We start from the raw sequence: 17,477 nt of genomic DNA, 5'->3' as shown, positions 1-17,477 counted from the left end.
GGCAAGCCGGGACCAAAAACCATGCGCTTGGGGCTCGAAGCCCTCCAGCGCATCAAATTTGGCGCCTCACTGCGAATGGCCGATGTGTGAATCCGATAGCCGTAAGAACGGGGCGAGGGAGAAGATCAATCCAGCTTTGCCTCCATGCCCCGCTTCACCGCCGGGCGGGCCATCAGGGCCTCGTACCAGCGCTTGACGTTGGGGAAATCGGCCAGCTCAACCTTGTGGCGAGGGTGGCGCCATGCCCAGCCCAGGATGGCAAAATCGGCAACCGATATCTCGCCGGCGACGAAATCGCGGTCCGCTAGCCGGCGGTCGAGCACGCCGTAGAGCCGGCGCGTCTCGGCCATGTAGCGCTTGAGGCCGTAGGCGCGGTCCTGCTCGTTCTCGAGCGCGATGAAATGGTGCACCTGGCCCGGCATCGGGCCGAAGCCGCCCATCTGCCACATCAGCCATTCATAGACCGGGATGCGGCCGGCCAGCGATTTCGGCAGGAATTTGCCGGTCTTTTCGCCGAGATAAAGCAGGATCGCGCCGGACTCGAAGAGGCTGACGGGCTTGCCGTCCGGCCCCTCGGGGTCGAGGATCGCCGGAATCTTGTTGTTGGGTGAGAGCTTCAGGAAATCCGGCGCCATCTGCTCGCCCTTGCCGATGTTCACCGGCACCACCTTGTAGGGCAGCCCCATTTCCTCCAGCGCGACCGAGATCTTGCGGCCGTTCGGCGTGTTCCAGGTGTGCAGCTCGATGGTCATTTTTCGCGTTTCCTTGCCCCGTTTCCTTGCCCCGTTTCCTTGCGCAGTTTCCTTGGCCAGTTTCGTGGCCCAGTTTCCTGCCCAAGAGATATCTGGCATCCACCTACTCCAGAAGGTTGCACCCCCACAACCGGCGGGCCGGGATGGCCGATCCCTGTTGACGGGGGAAGCCCCCTCTGGAATGTCGCGTCCGTCGCGGATAAATTCCGCCACTTCCAAAAACGCTCCCGAGGGCCCGCCGTGTCTAAATCCGCCTCCCGCGCCCGACTGTTCGAGATCATCCGCCGGCGCTCCTTCGGCCGCGGCGAGGTGACGCTCGCGTCGGGCCGCAAGAGCGATTTCTACTTCAACCTCAAGCCGACCATGCTCGATCCGGAGGGCGCCACTCTGCTTGCCGAACTGACCTATGAAGCGCTGAAGGACGACCAGCTCGATTTCATCGGCGGGCTCGAGATGGGCGCGGTGCCGCTGGCCGGCGCGCTGGCGCAGATCTCCTGGATCAAGGGCCATCCGATCGCGGCCTTCTTCGTGCGCAAGAAGCCGAAGGAGCATGGCGCGAAGCTCGTCATCGAGGGACTGCCCAGGGGCGAGACGCTCGAGGGCAAGCGCGTCGTCATCGTCGAGGATGTCACCACCACCGGCGGCTCGGCGCTGAAAGCGGTGGAATCCGTGCGCGAGGCGGGCGCCGAAGTGGTGCTGGTGCTGACCATGGTGGACCGCGAGGAAGGCGCCGACGACACATTTGGCGCGGCCGGCCTGCCGTTCCGCTCGCTGTACAAGGCCTCGGAGTTTTTGAAGGCTTAAGGGTGCCCCGTCCCGGGCGCAGCGCAGCATCCGGGGCACGAAGCCTCGCCCTCAACCGCTCATTTACCATCCCGCTTTATGGTGAATCATGTGCTGAGACCTAATGGTCCCGGCCGGTCGCGTAGCGTCGGGTGGAGTAAGGGTTTGCGTACAGTCATGTCCCATGCGCGCCGGCGGCGGCGCGTAATGCTTGTCGCCGCCACACTGGCAGCACCGCTGCTTGCGGCTCCGGCCCCGGTTTCGGCCGAAGGCCTGTTCGACTTCTTCTTCGGCGGAATGCAGCAGCAGCGGCCGCAGCGTGAGGTGCCGCAACAGGCGAGCTCCTACACCGACCCCTTCACCGGCCAGCAGAACGCCGCATCCCCGCAATACGTGCCGCCGACGCGATCGGCGGCGGCCGGCGGCTCGGGATCCGCATTCTGCGTGCGCAGCTGCGACGGCAAATATTTTCCGCTGATGCGCGGCCTCACCTCGCCCGCGCAGATGTGTCAGGCATTCTGTCCTGCCAGCACGACAAAAATCTATTTCGGCTCCTCGATCGACGGCGCCGCGTCGCAGACCGGCGAGCGCTACGCCGACAGCGAGAATGCGTTCGCCTATCGCAAGGCGCTGCGCGCCGACTGCACCTGCAACGGCCGCGAGCCGGTCGGCCTCGCTCCGGTCGATCTGGCACTGGACTCGTCGCTGAAACCCGGCGACGTGATCGCCACCACCGACGGCCTCGTCGCCTACACCGGCATCCGCGTCGGTAACGACCAGGCTGCCGACTTCACCCCGGTTGCCTCCTATCCCGGCCTCACGGCGCAGGTTCGCGCGCGCCTCGGCGAGATGAGGGTGGCGCCGGTGCGCGCAGAGACGGTCGCGGCGAATGCCCCCGCCGCGGAGATCGTGCGCGAGACGCTGCCTGACGTGACGGTGCCGAAGACGCAGAAGCCGGCGAAGCGGGCGGGCCTGGATTGAGATCCTCATGGTGAGGAGGCGCGTAGCGCCGTCTCGAACCATAGAGGCCCGACTCAGGCAGCTCGACCTTCATCCTTCGAGACGCGCGCAAGCGCGCTCCTCAGGATGAGGAGCGAGAGCACTACCTACCGATGATCACCCCGATCACGTTCGGCGCCGCCAGATATTTCTCCTCGATCGCCGCGCGCGCGGCAGCGCGGTTGTCCGCCGTGAGCAGGCCGCGCTTTTCGGCCAAGATCATCCAGCAAAAGCCCCACCAGTCGGTGAGCATGCCCTGATCGTCGACGAGGTCATAACCCTGCTCGGCTGCAAAGATGCGCGCATGCGCTTCGTCCAGCGTGTCGAGGAACAGATGGTCCTCGGCCGAGAACAAATCGTCGCTGACGTCGTCGATGGTGTAACGCCAGATCGACTGGCACACCGCATTGAACTCGCGGTCGAACTGGTCGTCATCGACGGCATAGCGCCGCGCCGCCTGATGCAGCCGCGATAGCGAGCGCGCGAAATCGGCGATCTTGGTGAGGGCAAATTGATCGAAGGCGATGGTGGACATGTAGTCCTCGCAAAGTCTGACGGTCGCTAGATATGGTGTCGGCCGCACGCCGAATCACAATGATATATCAAAGACTTGCTAAAGTGTTCTTAATTTGTTCTGATGCCAGGCGCCGTTGTTTGAGAAGCGTCGTCCTGGCGAAAGCCAGGACCCATTACCCCGGTGAGCGTTGCTTTTGCGAGGTTGGGCCATGAGCGCGAGCAGCTACTTCGTCTACATTCTCGCAAGCCGCCATCACGGCACGATCTATATCGGCGTCACCAACGACATCCGCGCGCGGCTTGAGTTACATCGTTCGGGTCGCGGCTCGAAGTTCGTGCAGAAGTACAAGATATTCCGCCTCGTTCACGTCGAAGCGTTCACGACACCGCAGGAGGCGATCGCGCGCGAGAAGCAACTGAAGTTCTGGAAGCGGGACTGGAAGATCAAGCTGATCGAGGAGGAAAATCCCGATTGGAATGATCGGTCGAGCCTTATCTAACAGGCGGGGCAATGGGTCCTGGCTTCCGCCAGGACGACGTGTGGTGGCAGCATTCCCCCAAGCATTGTCGCGCTTTTTAGCGAGCCACTTCCCCTCAATTCACCGCCGACATCAGCCTGTCCCCACACGCGCTCGCATAAAACTTGCCGCCGCATTGGCGCTTGATGGCGGCGCAGCGCGTGGCCGGGGATGCGTTTTGCGGGAGAGTGACGCCGCAATTCAGGCCGTCGGCGCTGCGGCCCATCTTGCCGGCGGCGAAGGCTGCGCCGGAGGCGGTGATGCAGACGACGAGGAAGGCGACCGCGGCGATTTCGATCAGCAGTCTCATCAGAGGCTTCATGGGACGTCTTCTCCACACTGATGGCTGAATCTGCCGCCATTCTAGCACCAAATCCACGTTTCCCCGTAGGCGTCCGGGTTCCCAAATCGGCCCGTTCCTTGCATAATTTTACGCCAGCGCAGTGCACGGCCGCGCCAGCGATGGTTCCGGTACGGTGCCAAGATGCGTAGGGTGAGTAGTAGTCTTTCGACCAGGAAGTGACGGCTTTGCAAGATTCATCGTTCCAGCCCAATTTTCCCGCACCCGCACCCGGCCAGCCCATCGACGAACTCGCACTGGCTGAGATCAAGGGCGCGATCCTGGCGAAGCTGCGCCTCGCCGTCGGCAAGGACGCGGGCATGGCGACCAGGCACGACTGGTACCAGGCCGCGGCGCTGGCGCTGCGCGACCGTATCGTGCATCGCTGGCTCAGCGCGGAGAAACGCAGCTACGATGCCGGGCGCAAGCGCGTCTATTATCTCTCGCTCGAATTTTTGATCGGCCGTCTCTTCACCGACGCGCTCAACAATATGGGGCTTCTCAAGATCTTCGAGGTCGCGCTCGGCGATCTCGGCGTATCGCTGCCGGAACTGCGCAAATGCGAGCCGGACGCCGCGCTCGGCAATGGCGGCCTTGGCCGCCTCGCCGCCTGCTTCATGGAAAGCATGGCGACGCTGTCGATCCCCGCGATCGGATACGGCATCCGTTATGATTACGGCCTGTTCCGCCAGATCATCAATCAGGGCTGGCAGCAGGAATATCCGGACGAATGGCTCGGCTTCGGCAACCCCTGGGAATTGCAGCGGCCGGAAGTAATCTATGACATCAATTTCGGCGGCGGCATCGAGCATGTCGACGACAAGGGCCGCGACCGCGCGATCTGGCATCCGTCCGAAACCGTGCAGGCGATCGCCTATGATACGCCGATCGTCGGCTGGCGCGGTCAGCACGTCAACGCGCTGCGACTGTGGTCGGCGCGCTCGCCCGATCCGTTGAAGCTCGACGCCTTCAACAAGGGCGACTATGTCAGCGCCACCGCCGAGCAATCGCGCGCGGAAGCGATCTGCAAATTCCTCTATCCGAACGACGAGAGTCCGGCGGGACGCGAGTTGCGGCTGCGCCAGGAATATTTCTTCGTCTCGGCTTCGCTGCAGGATCTGATCAAGCGGCATCTTGCGTCGGACGGCCAACTCCGCGGCCTGTCGAGCAAGGTCGCGGTGCAGCTCAACGACACCCATCCGAGCCTCGCCGTCACCGAGCTGATGCGCATCCTCGTCGACCTGCACAATTTCCGCTGGGACGAAGCCTGGAAGATCACGGTCGCTACGCTATCCTACACCAACCACACGCTGCTGCCCGAGGCGCTCGAGACCTGGCCGGTCGAGCTGTTCGAGCGGCTGCTGCCGCGGCATCTCGAGATCATCTACCGCATCAACGTGCAGCATCTCGCGCTCGCCGAAGCGCGCGCGCCCGGCGACATTGACTTCCGTGCCTCGGTCTCGCTGATTGACGAGAGAAGCGGGCGGCGCGTGCGCATGGGCCAGCTCGCCTTCGTCGGCTCGCACCGCATCAACGGCGTCTCGGCGATGCATTCGGACCTGATGCGCGAGACCGTGTTCCACGACCTCAACCATCTTTATCCCGGCCGCATCACCAACAAGACCAACGGCATCACCTTCCGCCGCTGGCTGATGCTGGCGAACCCGAAGCTGACAGACTTGTTGCGCGAGACCTGCGGCGACGCCGTGCTCGACGATCCTACCCAGCTCAGCCTGATCGAAGCCCGCGCCAGCGACGTCGAATTCCAGCGCAAATTCCGCGCGGTCAAGCTTCACAACAAGACCGCGCTCGCCCGCCTGATCGGCGAGCGGCTCGGCATCAAGGTTGATCCGACCGCGCTGTTCGACGTGCAGATCAAGCGCATCCACGAATACAAGCGCCAGCTTCTCAATGTGATCGAGACAGTCGCACTGTACCAGGCGATCAAGGACGACCCCAACGGCAACTGGGTGCCGCGGGTGAAGATCTTTGCGGGCAAGGCCGCGGCGAGCTATCGCTACGCCAAGCTGATCATCAAGCTGATCAACGACGTTGCGGAAGTCGTCAACAACGATCCTGCGATCGACGGCAAGCTCAAGGTCGTCTTCCTGCCGGACTACAATGTCAGCCTCGCCGAGGTGATCATTCCGGCGGCCGACCTGTCCGAGCAGATCTCGACTGCCGGCATGGAAGCCTCCGGCACCGGCAACATGAAGCTGTCGCTGAACGGTGCTCTCACCATCGGCACGCTCGACGGCGCCAACATCGAGATCCGCGACCATGTCGGCGCGGAGAACATCGCGATCTTCGGCATGGAAGCTGGCGACGTGATGATGCGGCGCAAGCAGGGGCTGGACGCCTCCGACGTGATCCGCAATTCGCCAAAGCTCCAGCGCGCCATCAATGCGATCGGCGCCGGCGAGTTCTCGCCCGGCGATCCCGGCCGCTTCGAATCCATCGCGCACGCGCTACGCTACCTTGACCATTATATGGTCAGCGCCGATTTCGATTCCTATTACGAGGCGCAGCGCAGCGTCGATGCGCGCTGGCAAGTGGCGCCGGCCTGGACGCGCGCCTCCATCCTCAACGTCGCGCGCATGGCGTGGTTCTCCTCCGATCGCACCATCCGCGAATATGCCGAGGAAATCTGGAATGTACCGGTCAATCCGATCACGCCGCCATTCCAGGACGCGGAGGACCAGCGCGGCGCGGCCGGCTGATTTTCCGCAGCGTGAAATCGGCTACTCCAGAGGTAATTGCACAGGCCAGCGACGGACGTGATATGACGTCCGTCATTGAGCGCCGGACATGACAATGCACGCCAAGCTTCCGCACCCTTTCGACGACGCCACCCGCATCACCGCGGGCGATAGCAGCTGGCAAGGGCACACCAGTGACGATTACTGGGCCTTCGTCGGCCCGTTCGGCGGCGTCACCGCGGCGACCATTTTGCGCGCGCTGATCGACCATCCGGAACGCGCCGGTGATCCGCTGGCGCTTACCGTCAATTACTGCGCGCCGATCGCGAAGGGGCCGTTTGATCTCGACCTGCGGCTAGTGAAGGCCAACCGCTCCAGCCAGCACTGGAGCGTCGAACTGTCGCAAGGCGGCGGCGAGGTCGCAACGCTCGCCACTGCCGTATTCGCCGAACGCCGGCCGTCCTGGGAGCACAGGGTGGCGCAATATCCTGACACTAAGCCGTTCGAAGAGACGCTGCCGTTCCCGAAGATCGCGGCGTCCTGGGCCAACCAGTATGAATTCCGGTTTGTCGAGGGCGAGATGAGGATCGGGCCGCCGCAGGCCGAGCTCGCCAGCACCTATTCAAAAATATGGATCGGCGACCGCACGCCACGCAAGCTCGACATGCCGTCGCTGATGTCGATGTCGGACGCCTTCTTCGGCCGCATCTTCCACGCGCGGCGCGAGCTGGTGCCGTTCGGCACGGTGTCGCTGACGACCTATTTTCACACGGACAGCGAAGAACTCGCGGCCGAGGACATCACCCGTGTGCTCGCGACGGCCGACGCAAAGATCATGCACAAGAGCTACGCCGACCAGAACGCCGAGCTGTGGTCACCGAACGGGCGACTGCTCGCGACGACAACGCAGTTTGCGTATTTCAAGGCGTAGGCGCTTCCGCGGATTCGTCATTGCGAGCACAGCGAAGCAATCCAGACTATTTCCGCTGAGGGATTCTGGATTGCTTCGCTGCGCTCGCAATGACAAGTGGAGAGATATCGCACAAACAAAGGGCGGCGTTGCGGCCGCCCTTTTGTATTCAAGCAGAAGCAATCTACTCGGCCGCGAGCTTCACGTCCGGCGCAGCGGCGCGGACCTCGGCGTCGACCTGCGCTTCGAACTTGGCAAAGTTCTTCTGGAACATGCCGACCAGCGCACGGGCGGTCTTGTCGAACTCGTCCTTGTCCTTCCAGGTGTTGACCGGGTTGAGGATCTCGCTCGGCACACCCGGCAGCGCGGTCGGGACCGCGAAGCCGAAATATTTGTCGGTGCGGAATTCGACGTTGCGAAGCGAGCCGTCGAGCGCGGCGGTGAGCAGCGCGCGCGTCACCTTGATCGGCATACGCGAGCCGGTGCCGTACTTGCCGCCGGTCCAGCCGGTGTTGACCAGCCAGCAGTCGACATTGTGCTGGGCGATCAGGTCGCGCAGCATGTTGCCGTAGACGCTGGGGTCGAGCGGCAGGAAGGGCGAACCGAAGCAGGTCGAGAATTCCGGCTGGGGCTCGTTGCCGAGACCGCGCTCGGTGCCGGCGACCTTGGCGGTGTAGCCCGACAGGAAGTGATACATCGCCTGCGCCGGCGACAGCTTGGCAATCGGCGGCAGCACGCCGAAGGCATCGGCGGCGAGCATCACCACGTTCTTCGGCTGCGGCGCGCGGCCGGTGCGCGAGGCGTTCGGGATGAATTCGAGCGGATAGGCCGAACGCGTGTTCTCGGTCTTGGAGCCGTCGTCGAAATCGACCACGCGAGTGTCTTCGTCGAGCGCGCAGTTCTCGAGCACCGCGCCGAAGCGCGTCGAGGCCGCGTAGATCTCGGGCTCGGCTTCCTGCGACAGCTTGATGCACTTGGCATAGCAGCCGCCTTCGAAATTGAAGACACCGTTCGGGCCCCAGCCGTGCTCGTCGTCGCCGATCAGCGTGCGGTTGGGATCGGCGGACAGCGTGGTCTTGCCGGTGCCGGACAAGCCGAAGAAGATCGCGGCATCGCCCTTGGCGCCGACATTGGCCGAACAATGCATCGGCATCACGCCACGCTCGGGCAGATAGTAGTTCAGCGTGGTGAAGACCGACTTCTTCATCTCGCCGGCATAATAAGACCCGCCGATCAGCACGATCTTGCGGGCGAAATCAATCGCGACGACGTTTTCCGACTTGCAGCCATGGCGCTTCGGATCGGCGCGGAAGCTCGGCATGTCGATGATGGTGAGCTCCGGCGTGAAGCTCGACAACTCGACCGCCTCGGGGCGGATCAGCAGCGTGCGGATGAACAGCGAATGCCAGGCGAGCTCGGTGAAGACGCGAGTCTTGATGCGGTAGGCCGGATCGGCGCCGCCGTAGAGGTCCTGCGCGAACAGCGACTTGCCTTCGGCGTGCTTGAGGAAGTCCTGGTAGAGCGTCTCGAACTGCTCTGCGGTGATCGACTGGTTGCCGGCCCACCACATCTTCTTGTCGGTGGTGGCGTCACGCACCGTGAACTTGTCCTTGGGGCTGCGGCCGGTGAACTCGCCGGTGTCGGCGCAGAGCGCGCCATCGGCCGACAGCACCGCCTCGCCCGCGGAGAGCGAGTATTGATAGAGTTGCGGCGCACCGAGGTTCCAGTGAACCTGCTTGAGATTCTTTAAACCGAATTTGTCGGCACCGAAGGCACCGTTGCGCACGCCCGTCTCTTGCACGAAAAATCCTCCTAGAACCCGCGACTCTCAGCGCGATCATGCTTTAGCGCCGTCGCGGTCACCGTGAATGATAGGCCATCCGGCCTCGGCTGCGCGACCTAATACTGATGAACGCTGGCGTTGCCAAGCTGATCCCGCAGGATTTGGTTTATTCAAGGACCGCACCAAACGCCGCGCATGTCAGCTCTGAGCAGGCGCATCAAAAAATCACGAATGATCGCGCAACCAAATGCACGTTTCGGCGTTTCCCAAGGTTATTGCGACGCACAAATGCCCAAGGACAGTTTCTCTGAGCAATTTCTAACGCCGTCCTATCGTGCCTCGCCTTCGCCGATGAGCGCGAACGGCCCCCACATCGCGGGATAGGCATTGCGCGGTGACGAGGTGTCATCAACATAGGTTAACATCGCGCGGCGCAAAGCTTCGGCACGACCGATTTTTGGATCGTTTTTGAGCAGCTCGAAAGTCGTCGTGGTCAGGCGGGTGGCAGCTTCCGAATCCACCGCCCAATGCGAGACCAGCAGGGCGCGGGCGCCGGCATAGAAGAACGAGCGTGCCAGTCCCGACAGCGCCTCGGCGCCGGGCTTGTCGCCTGCGATGGTGTTGCAGGGCCGACAGTACAACCCAATCCGCATTGAGCTTGAGCTGGGCGACTTCACTCGCGGTAAGCAGACCGTCATCGAGCTCAGTGGGCTGATCGGGAATGGAGAGCGCGAGCGAGGGCTCACCCAGGCCTTTGATATCACCGGCAACGAGACCGTGGGTGGCAAAGTAGATGATGCCGTATTGAGCAAGCGCTGCACCCTTGAGCGTCGTCTCGCTGGCGTCGCGGCCGAGATGGATATCGGCCTCGGCAGCCCCGACATCCCTGGCCACCGCGTTCAACTCGTCGGCGGTATCCGGCAGTTGCGGCAACGCCTGCGCAAGCCGCGCGCGATCGACGCCGGCACCGCGCCAGAAGTCGGTATAGGCGATGGTCGCGATGCTGCGCGCGGCGGCCTTGCCGTTCGCGGCGCGCCGCTCGGCGGGCGCTTCAAGCGCAGGATTGAACACGGGATCGCCAAAGCCGGTCATCGGCTTCACGCCATGATCCCTCCGCGCGAAGGCGCGCAGCGATTTCAGGCTGACCACCGACGGCAGCACGGAGACGGCCTGACGCCGCAGCAGCCAGGCGGCGCCGCGATAGCCTTCGAGCACACCCAAGTTGTTCAACGCGGCGGAGAGTTCGCGACCGGTGTCGCTCTTCTCCAGGCTCGCGACCATGCCTTGCGCCAAAGGCAGTGCTTCCGAATATTTGCCGGCGCTCATGAGTGCGTTGATCCGCGTGCTCTCCGCGGCGAGACCTTTCTGGGCAAGGCCTTTCTGCGCAAAGCTTGGCGTGACAAGCGATGCGGTAATCGAGAGCGCCAAACCCGCAACCAGCGCCAGTCGATTATATCCTGCCATGAACAGCTCGCCGTCGCCTTCGGGTCGCGGCGATGGGCAGCAGCGTTCAAATTTTGGCGCTCTGGTCCGTCTTTGTGCGCGCTTCGCCAGCGAGGCGGACCAGCATCTTGCGCAGCGCCGTGCCATCAGCCACCCGCTCCGGGAAGTCCAGCCGCAGCACGGTCTGGCCCTCCTGCATGTCGATGCCCTCAGGATCGCAACCGGTGCAGCGCCAGTCGCCCTCGGCCGCGTCGAGCAGTTTTGTTGCATAAAGGCCCATGGCGTCGCGGTGGTCGGCATTCATGTGCGCGACCGCTCCCTCCTCCGCCGCCAGCAAATCCTCGGCCCCGGTGAGGTCCGTGAGGAATTGCCCGGGCTTGAGATCGACGATGCGGCCGAAGCCGGCAACCAGATGGGTTCCCGTGGGCCGGATCCGGTAGAAGGAGAAATCCTTGAAGGAAACAAACGCTTCCGCAGAGGGATGGGCAGCGAGATACCGTCGCCGGAGCAGATCCTTGTCGGCATCGGCCTGCTCGGCGTGACCGGACAGCATGATCCGGGCGCCCTCCAGGGGATCGCCCGCCGCCCGCTCGTCCAGCATCAGGGAGACCCGGCTATCGGCCAGGATGTTCCTAGTGTGCACGGCCAATCCCGAGATCAGCAGGATGGGCGAGCCGTCCGGATGGCTGGCCAGATTGACCAGGGAACAATAGGGATCGCCGCTGCCGGCCATCAACGTTGCCAGGGCCCCCTGCCGCGACCGCCGCAGCAGCGATTTGGCGAGCTTTCCGGGGTCGAAATCGGAGGTCGGTTGCATCGGCTTTCTCGGCTCAGGTGGTTGCATGGAGTGCCATTTTTCGGGTAAACCGGGGCCTGGTTATGGGTCGAGGTACGGCGAATCTGCCGTGTTTCGTGGAACTTGGTCACACTTCAGCCTAGCTTGCATTGCTCGGTAACAAGGTTCGACTGCCAAATCGGCACCCATCTATGCGGCGCACCACTGGATTGCTCGCCGTTTTAAGCCACGATTCAAACGGAAAGCAGAAAGCAGAGGCTCATGCCCACAATCGCTTTGGTCGACGACGACCGCAACATTCTCACATCCGTCTCGATCGCGCTGGAAGCCGAAGGCTACCGCATCATGACCTACACCGACGGCGCCTCCGCGCTTGACGGTTTCCGCACCACCCAACCCGATCTTGCCATCCTCGACATCAAGATGCCGCGCATGGACGGGATGGAGACGCTGCGCCGTCTCAGGCAGAAATCCGACCTGCCGGTGATCTTCCTGACTTCCAAGGACGAAGAGATCGACGAACTGTTCGGCCTCAAGATGGGCGCCGACGACTTCATCCGGAAGCCGTTCTCGCAGCGCCTGCTGGTCGAGCGCGTCAAGGCCGTGCTGCGCCGGTCGGCGCCGAAGGACCCGACCGTCACGCCGAAGGAGAACGACGCCAAGGCGCTCGACCGCGGCCTGCTGCGCATGGATCCGGAACGGCATACCTGCACCTGGAAGAACGAGCCGGTGACGCTGACCGTCACCGAATTCCTGATCCTGCAGGCGCTCGCGACCCGACCCGGCGTGGTGAAGAGCCGCAACGCGCTGATGGACGCCGCCTATGACGATCAGGTCTATGTCGACGACCGCACCATCGACAGCCACATCAAGCGACTGCGCAAGAAGTTCAAGGTGGTCGACAACGAGTTCGAGATGATCGAGACGCTCTATGGCGTCGGCTACCGCTTCAAGGAAGCCTGAGGCGCACGCGCCTTCACCAAAGACTGAGAGCATCGCCGGTTCTGATTCCATCACGACCGGGATGGCTCTAGGATGCGAGGACCTTCGCACGAGTTGTCTTAACGCGGGCGTGAGCATTGCTTGACCGAACGCAGCCTGACGAGAACCAGAACGCCGAGGACGTCACCGCCCACGGCGATCCGGATCAATTGGCCGATGACAAGCCGGCCGTGCACGGCTGGCGGCCGCTGAACTGGCTGACGCGCGCCGGGCAGTTCTTCTTCGCGCTGTCCTTCTCGAGCCTGACCCGCCGCATCGTCTCGCTCAACCTCGCCGGCCTTGTGGCGCTGGTGGCGAGCATCCTTTATCTGTCGCAGTTCCGCGCCGGCCTGATCGACGCGCGCGCGCAGAGCCTGCTGGTGCAGGCGGAGATCATCGCCGGCGCGATCGCGGCCTCCGCGACGGTGCAGACCAACGCCATCACCATCGATCCCGACCGGCTGCTCGACCTCAAGCCGGGCGAGACCTATGGCGGGTCGGACGAGTATTCGCCGCTGGATTTTCCGATCAATCCGGAGCGCGTGGCGCCGGTGCTGCGCACGCTGATCTCGCCGACCAAGACGCGCGCCCGCATCTACGACCCGAACGGCAGCCTGCTGGTCGACAGCCGCAGCCTCGAGACCGTGGTGCGCTTCCCCCTGCCGTCGGTCTCCGCCGAGAACCCGGGCATCGTCGAACGCGGCATGGTCGCGGTCCGCACCTGGCTGAACCGCGGCGACCTGCCGCTCTATCGCGAACTCGGGCCCGAGAACGGCAACGGCTATGCGGAGGTGGGCGACGCGCTCCATGGCCAGAAGCGCTCGATGGTGCGGGTCAATTCGCGCGGCGAGGTGATCGTCTCGGTCGCGGTCCCCGTGCTGCGCTCGCGCGCCATCCACGGCGCGCTGATGCTGTCGACGCAGGGCGACGACATCGACCAGATGGTCACCGCCGAGCGCCTCGCTATCCTCAAAGTGGGCGGCGTCGCCGCCGCGGTCATGATCATGCTGTCGCTGCTGCTTGCGAGCACGATCGCGGGGCCCGTGCGCCGGCTTGCCGACAGCGCCGAGCGCATCCGCCGCCGCATCAACACCCGCGTCGAGATTCCCGACTTCACCCGCCGCCGCGACGAGATCGGCCATCTCTCCGGTGCGCTGCGCGACATGACCAGCGCGCTCTACAGCCGCATCGAGGCGATCGAGATGTTCGCTGCCGACGTCGCGCATGAATTGAAGAACCCGCTGACCTCTTTGCGCTCCGCGGTCGAGACGCTGCCGCTGGCGCGCAACGATAACAGCCGCGCACGCCTGCTCGAGGTGATCGAGCATGACGTCAAGCGGCTCGACCGGTTGATCTCGGACATCTCCGACGCCAGCCGCCTCGATGCCGAACTGCAGCGCCAGGATGCGATCCCGGTCGACCTGCGCCGCCTGTTGACGACGCTCGTCTCCGTCGCCAATGAAACCAAGCTCGGCCATGACGTCGCGGTCGAAACGCGCTTGGAAGGCCGCAGCCCGACCGACAGTTTCGCCGTGACCGGCCACGATTCGCGGCTCGGACAGGTGGTCTCCAACCTGCTCGCCAACGCACAATCCTTCTCCGAGCCCGGCAACAAGGTGCGCCTCACCTGCCGCCGCGTGCGCGGAGAGATCGAGATCGTGGTCGACGACGACGGTCCCGGCATTCGCGACGACGCGCTGCAACGCATCTTCGAGCGCTTCTACACCGACCGACCACATCAGGGCTTTGGCCAGAACTCCGGCCTCGGCCTGTCGATCTCCAAGCAGATCATCGACGCCCATGGCGGACGCATCTGGGCGGAGAACCGCCCTGGCCCGGCGGACGAGGACGGAGCGCCTACCGCTGTCGGCGCGCGCTTCGTGGTGAGGCTGCCGGCGCTATGAGCGAGGGCGGTCCCAGCATTCACGCCTCCGCCGTCAAGGTGGGAGATCTGGCGGTGCTGATCCGCGGGCCTTCCGGCTCCGGCAAGTCGCGCCTTGCGTTCGATTTGATCATGGCGGGGCGCAGCGGCGTGGTCGAAAGGGCCGTTCTGGTCGGTGATGACCGTGTCCATCTGGCGACAGTCGGCCGCGAAATTGAGGTCCGCCCGAGCAGGACACTGGCCGGCCTGATCGAAATCCGGGGGCTGGGAATCCGCCGCTGCGACTTCGTGGAGCATGCGACCGTCGGCCTCGTGGTCGATCTCGATGCAGCGGACGCGGAGCGGCTGCCAGCAGCCGAATCCCTGAAAACAAGCATTTTAGGTGCCGAAATACCGCGAATCCCAGTTGGCCGCGACTATTCGCCACTGCCTTTGGTTGTCGCCGCCTTGACCACTACCAAGAGTTCATCTTCCGTTAACCCTTCAGGCGATTGTTTGAAGGGAAATGGTAACCATATGAACCCCACACTCGCGACCGAATAGACCGGCGCAGCTCCCCTCATCCATCCGTCTAGATTCAGGGAGATACGCAACATCCCCTCTTGCGCGGGGGCTCTGGATGGTCAAAGTGGCGCGTTCGTGCGGTGCACCAAAAGCGCCCGCGAGGAGTTTTCCGATGATTGGTCTAGTACTTGTGACCCACGGGCGCCTTGCCGACGAATTCAAGGCAGCGCTTGAACATGTCATGGGCCCACAAAAGCAAATCGAAGCGATCACGATCGGCGCCGAAGATGATTCCGATCTCTGTCGAAGCGACATCATAGAAGCGGTTAACCGCGTCGATTCCGGCGACGGCGTCGCGATCCTCACCGACATGTTTGGCGGCACGCCGTCGAACCTCGCAATATCCTGCATGAGCCGGCCGAAGGTCGAAGTGCTCGCGGGCATCAACCTTCCCATGCTGGTGAAGCTCGCCAAGGTGCGCGAGGAGCGTCCGCTGCCCGACGCGATCGCGATGGCGCAGGAAGCGGGCCGCAAATACGTCACCATTGCCAGCCGCGTGCTCGCCGGCAAATGAGCGACGAGGCGCCGCAAGCCGGGACGGGTGTGCCCGCGGGCGCGATCTCCAAAGACCTCCTGATCATCAACAAGCGCGGCCTGCACGCGCGGGCCTCCGCAAAATTCGTCCAGGCCGTCGAGCGCTTCAACGCGCAGGTCTGGGTGACGCGCGGCGGCGAGACCGTCGGCGGGACCTCGATCATGGGCCTGATGATGCTCGCCGCTGGTCCCGGCACCACCATTACTGTGGCAGCCACCGGCGACGATGCCGAAGCTGCGCTCGCCGCAATCACCGAGCTCGTTGAAAGCAAATTCAACGAGGAAGGGATTTAGGCGGCTTCGCCTCGATCATTTCCCCGGCGGCGCGATGTAGATATTCCAGCTCATCGACGGACCGGCCTTGCCGTGAGTGAAGCGGCGCGTCGTCATCACGATGCGCTCGGCGTTCGGCGCAACATCGGACACCCATTTCTCGAACGCCGGCAAGCGACCGTCGGCCGGATCGAACACGCCGATGAAGCCGTATCGCTTGACGTCATCGGGCGAGATCAACCCGGACCCCCAGGCTTCGAGCGGCGTGAACGCGGCCGGATGATCCGGGCTGTAGAACACCATCGGCTGGATCGATTCCATGGTGCCGGCGACGACCGCCCAGCGCGAGGCGAAGCGCGCGTGCCAGGCCTGCGTCAGCTCGCGCGCGAGATCCGAGCGCGCGCCATAGGTCGCCGTATTGCCGGCATTGGCCGCCATCTCGCGCGCGGCGATCCAGGGCGAGGCAGCGAGCGTCGCGACGCTGAGCACGAGCCAGATCGCGACAATGTTGAACAGCGCAGCACCCTGCACCCGCAACGCCGGGATCGCGACCAGCGCGAGCGGCACCAGGAAGAACAGCGAGATGCCCCAGTCGGTCTTCATGTAGATGCTGAAGGCCAGCGCGCCGAGCGCGGGGCCGAATGCGACGATGATCTGGATGATCCAGACGTTGCGCGCCTGCGAAAGGTTCACACCGGGATTCGCGCCGCGCGCCCAGGCCCGCGTGACGATGCGCAAGGGCGCGCGCATGAGCAGCGAGACCCAATGCGGCACAAGGGCCATCGCCAGCGCGGCCAGCGCCACCGGCAATGCCAGCAGCGCGAGATTATGCAGGGCATAGCCGGCCACGAGCTGATCCACCTGGCCGCTGTCCTCGAGGCTGTAGGTGTCGCCGGCATAGGTCAGCGGCACGAAATGCGCCTCCGCCAGCCAGACGATGTGCGGGATCATCGCCACCACCATCGTCACGATCGCAACCCATGGCGCCGGCGACGACAGGAACCTCATCCGCTCCGGATGGATCAACGCGGCAAGCCCGATGGCGCCGATCATCGTCAGCACCCAGTATTTGGTCATCAGCGCCAGCGCGCCGGCAAGTCCGAGCAAGACTCCGGATTGCCAGCTCCGCTTCTCGAACGCATTGAGATAGGCGAGCACGAGGAGCGGCAAAGTGACGAGCTGGAGCAGGTCGGGATTGTACTTGAAACCCTTGAAATTGAAGATCGGGTAGAGCGCGACCATCACCACGACCAGGAACGCGCGCCGCGCATCCACGACGCGCAACGCGATGAGCCAGCAGATCACCATGCCGACGCTGACGGTCGCCATCGCCAGCGCATAGGTCGCCCAGTCCGTCGGCGGGAACGCCATGAACCAGACGCCGGCGACCCAGCCCGACAGCGGCGGGTGCTTGCCATAGCCCCACAGGAATTTCTGCCCCCAGCCCCAGGCTTCTGCGACGTCCATGTGAACGTCCTGCGCGGCCTTCAGGTTGATCAGGATGAAGGTCCAGAGCACCGCATGCAGGATGGCGAGCTGGATCACCAGCCAGAGGCGCGCCTCCGGCCGGATCGCGCTGGCAACCAGCCAGGCCCGAAAACGGGCATAGCTCACCCGGGACTTCGCGCGCGCTCGGGCAGACGGGATCGAGGTCGTGGACATGGGCCGTTGCGTAGCGCGTTTTGGCACCTGGTGGAATCAGCT

At 63.9% G+C, this 17,477-nt stretch carries 16 protein-coding genes and 1 pseudogene; 10 read left to right on the top strand and 7 right to left on the bottom strand.

Annotation, left to right across the window (positions count from 1 at the left end):
- Positions 1–125: 125 nt before the first annotated feature.
- Positions 126–752, bottom strand: coding sequence for a glutathione S-transferase family protein (locus IVA74_RS23910; protein WP_247348713.1), 627 nt, complete (start codon positions 750–752; stop codon positions 126–128).
- A gap of 240 nt (positions 753–992) precedes the next feature.
- Between IVA74_RS23910 and pyrE the strand changes: the two genes are divergently transcribed.
- Positions 993–1,556: an orotate phosphoribosyltransferase gene (gene pyrE, locus IVA74_RS23905; protein WP_247348712.1), complete on the top strand. Its 564-nt coding sequence runs from the start codon at positions 993–995 to the stop codon at positions 1,554–1,556.
- Between the two features lie 186 nt (positions 1,557–1,742).
- Complete coding sequence (locus IVA74_RS23900; RefSeq protein ID WP_247348711.1) at positions 1,743–2,516, top strand: DUF2865 domain-containing protein; 774 nt, start codon at positions 1,743–1,745, stop codon at positions 2,514–2,516.
- Between the two features lie 121 nt (positions 2,517–2,637).
- Here the strand turns inward: IVA74_RS23900 and IVA74_RS23895 are convergent, their stop codons facing one another.
- Positions 2,638–3,069, bottom strand: a complete 432-nt coding sequence (locus IVA74_RS23895; protein WP_247348710.1) for a hypothetical protein — start codon at positions 3,067–3,069, stop codon at positions 2,638–2,640.
- 190 nt (positions 3,070–3,259) lie between these two features.
- Between IVA74_RS23895 and IVA74_RS23890 the strand changes: the two genes are divergently transcribed.
- Positions 3,260–3,550 carry a GIY-YIG nuclease family protein gene (locus IVA74_RS23890; RefSeq protein WP_247348709.1) on the top strand — a complete coding sequence of 97 codons (291 nt, stop codon included), beginning with the start codon at positions 3,260–3,262 and terminating at the stop codon, positions 3,548–3,550.
- Between the two features lie 94 nt (positions 3,551–3,644).
- Here IVA74_RS23890 and IVA74_RS23885 read toward each other — a convergent pair whose 3' ends face one another.
- On the bottom strand, positions 3,645–3,890 hold the full coding sequence (locus tag IVA74_RS23885) for a hypothetical protein (RefSeq protein WP_247348708.1): 246 nt from the start codon (positions 3,888–3,890) through the stop codon (positions 3,645–3,647).
- A 206-nt stretch (positions 3,891–4,096) separates the two neighbouring features.
- On the opposite strand from IVA74_RS23885, the gene IVA74_RS23880 reads away from it, so the two are divergent.
- Positions 4,097–6,628 (top strand): glycogen/starch/alpha-glucan phosphorylase, encoded by a 2,532-nt coding sequence (locus tag IVA74_RS23880; protein WP_247348707.1) that lies wholly within the window; start codon positions 4,097–4,099, stop codon positions 6,626–6,628.
- Between the two features lie 94 nt (positions 6,629–6,722).
- Positions 6,723–7,538 carry a thioesterase family protein gene (locus IVA74_RS23875; RefSeq protein ID WP_247348705.1) on the top strand — a complete coding sequence of 272 codons (816 nt, stop codon included), beginning with the start codon at positions 6,723–6,725 and terminating at the stop codon, positions 7,536–7,538.
- A 163-nt stretch (positions 7,539–7,701) separates the two neighbouring features.
- Here IVA74_RS23875 and IVA74_RS23870 read toward each other — a convergent pair whose 3' ends face one another.
- The 3 genes and pseudogenes from IVA74_RS23870 to IVA74_RS23860 all read right to left on the bottom strand — a co-directional run bounded on the left by IVA74_RS23870 (position 7,702) and on the right by IVA74_RS23860 (position 11,560).
- Positions 7,702–9,318, bottom strand: a complete 1,617-nt coding sequence (locus IVA74_RS23870) for a phosphoenolpyruvate carboxykinase (RefSeq protein WP_247348704.1) — start codon at positions 9,316–9,318, stop codon at positions 7,702–7,704.
- Between the two features lie 311 nt (positions 9,319–9,629).
- A pseudogene (locus IVA74_RS23865) lies at positions 9,630–10,512 on the bottom strand (CHAT domain-containing protein); the annotation flags it as partial.
- 298 nt (positions 10,513–10,810) lie between these two features.
- On the bottom strand, positions 10,811–11,560 hold the full coding sequence (locus tag IVA74_RS23860) for a DUF2470 domain-containing protein (protein WP_247348702.1): 750 nt from the start codon (positions 11,558–11,560) through the stop codon (positions 10,811–10,813).
- 240 nt (positions 11,561–11,800) lie between these two features.
- Here IVA74_RS23860 and IVA74_RS23855 point away from each other — a divergent pair, with 240 nt between their 5' ends.
- The 5 genes from IVA74_RS23855 to IVA74_RS23835 all read left to right on the top strand — a co-directional run bounded on the left by IVA74_RS23855 (position 11,801) and on the right by IVA74_RS23835 (position 15,794).
- Positions 11,801–12,502 (top strand): response regulator transcription factor, encoded by a 702-nt coding sequence (locus tag IVA74_RS23855; protein ID WP_007597749.1) that lies wholly within the window; start codon positions 11,801–11,803, stop codon positions 12,500–12,502.
- A 116-nt stretch (positions 12,503–12,618) separates the two neighbouring features.
- On the top strand, positions 12,619–14,424 hold the full coding sequence (locus IVA74_RS23850) for a sensor histidine kinase (protein WP_247348700.1): 1,806 nt from the start codon (positions 12,619–12,621) through the stop codon (positions 14,422–14,424).
- A complete protein-coding gene (locus IVA74_RS23845) occupies positions 14,421–14,945 on the top strand; it encodes an HPr kinase/phosphatase C-terminal domain-containing protein (protein ID WP_247348698.1) in 525 nt (174 codons plus the stop codon). Before IVA74_RS23850 ends, IVA74_RS23845 begins: the two co-directional genes overlap by 4 nt.
- A 133-nt stretch (positions 14,946–15,078) precedes the next feature.
- Positions 15,079–15,480, top strand: coding sequence for a PTS sugar transporter subunit IIA (locus IVA74_RS23840; protein WP_007597752.1), 402 nt, complete (start codon positions 15,079–15,081; stop codon positions 15,478–15,480).
- Positions 15,477–15,794 (top strand): HPr family phosphocarrier protein, encoded by a 318-nt coding sequence (locus tag IVA74_RS23835; RefSeq protein WP_247348696.1) that lies wholly within the window; start codon positions 15,477–15,479, stop codon positions 15,792–15,794. The genes IVA74_RS23840 and IVA74_RS23835 overlap by 4 nt, the downstream gene beginning before the upstream one ends.
- A gap of 15 nt (positions 15,795–15,809) precedes the next feature.
- On the opposite strand, the gene IVA74_RS23830 is transcribed toward IVA74_RS23835, so the two are convergent.
- Entirely contained in the window at positions 15,810–17,435 is a 1,626-nt protein-coding gene (locus tag IVA74_RS23830) for a glycosyltransferase family 39 protein (protein WP_247348694.1), read from the bottom strand.
- Between the last annotated feature and the right edge of the window lie 42 nt (positions 17,436–17,477).

Origin of the sequence: Bradyrhizobium sp. 132, from assembly GCF_023074185.1 — a bacterium.
GTDB lineage: Bacteria > Pseudomonadota > Alphaproteobacteria > Rhizobiales > Xanthobacteraceae > Bradyrhizobium.
Note: the sequence above shows the minus strand (reverse complement) of the source record. Positions and strands in the feature narration are given on the sequence as shown.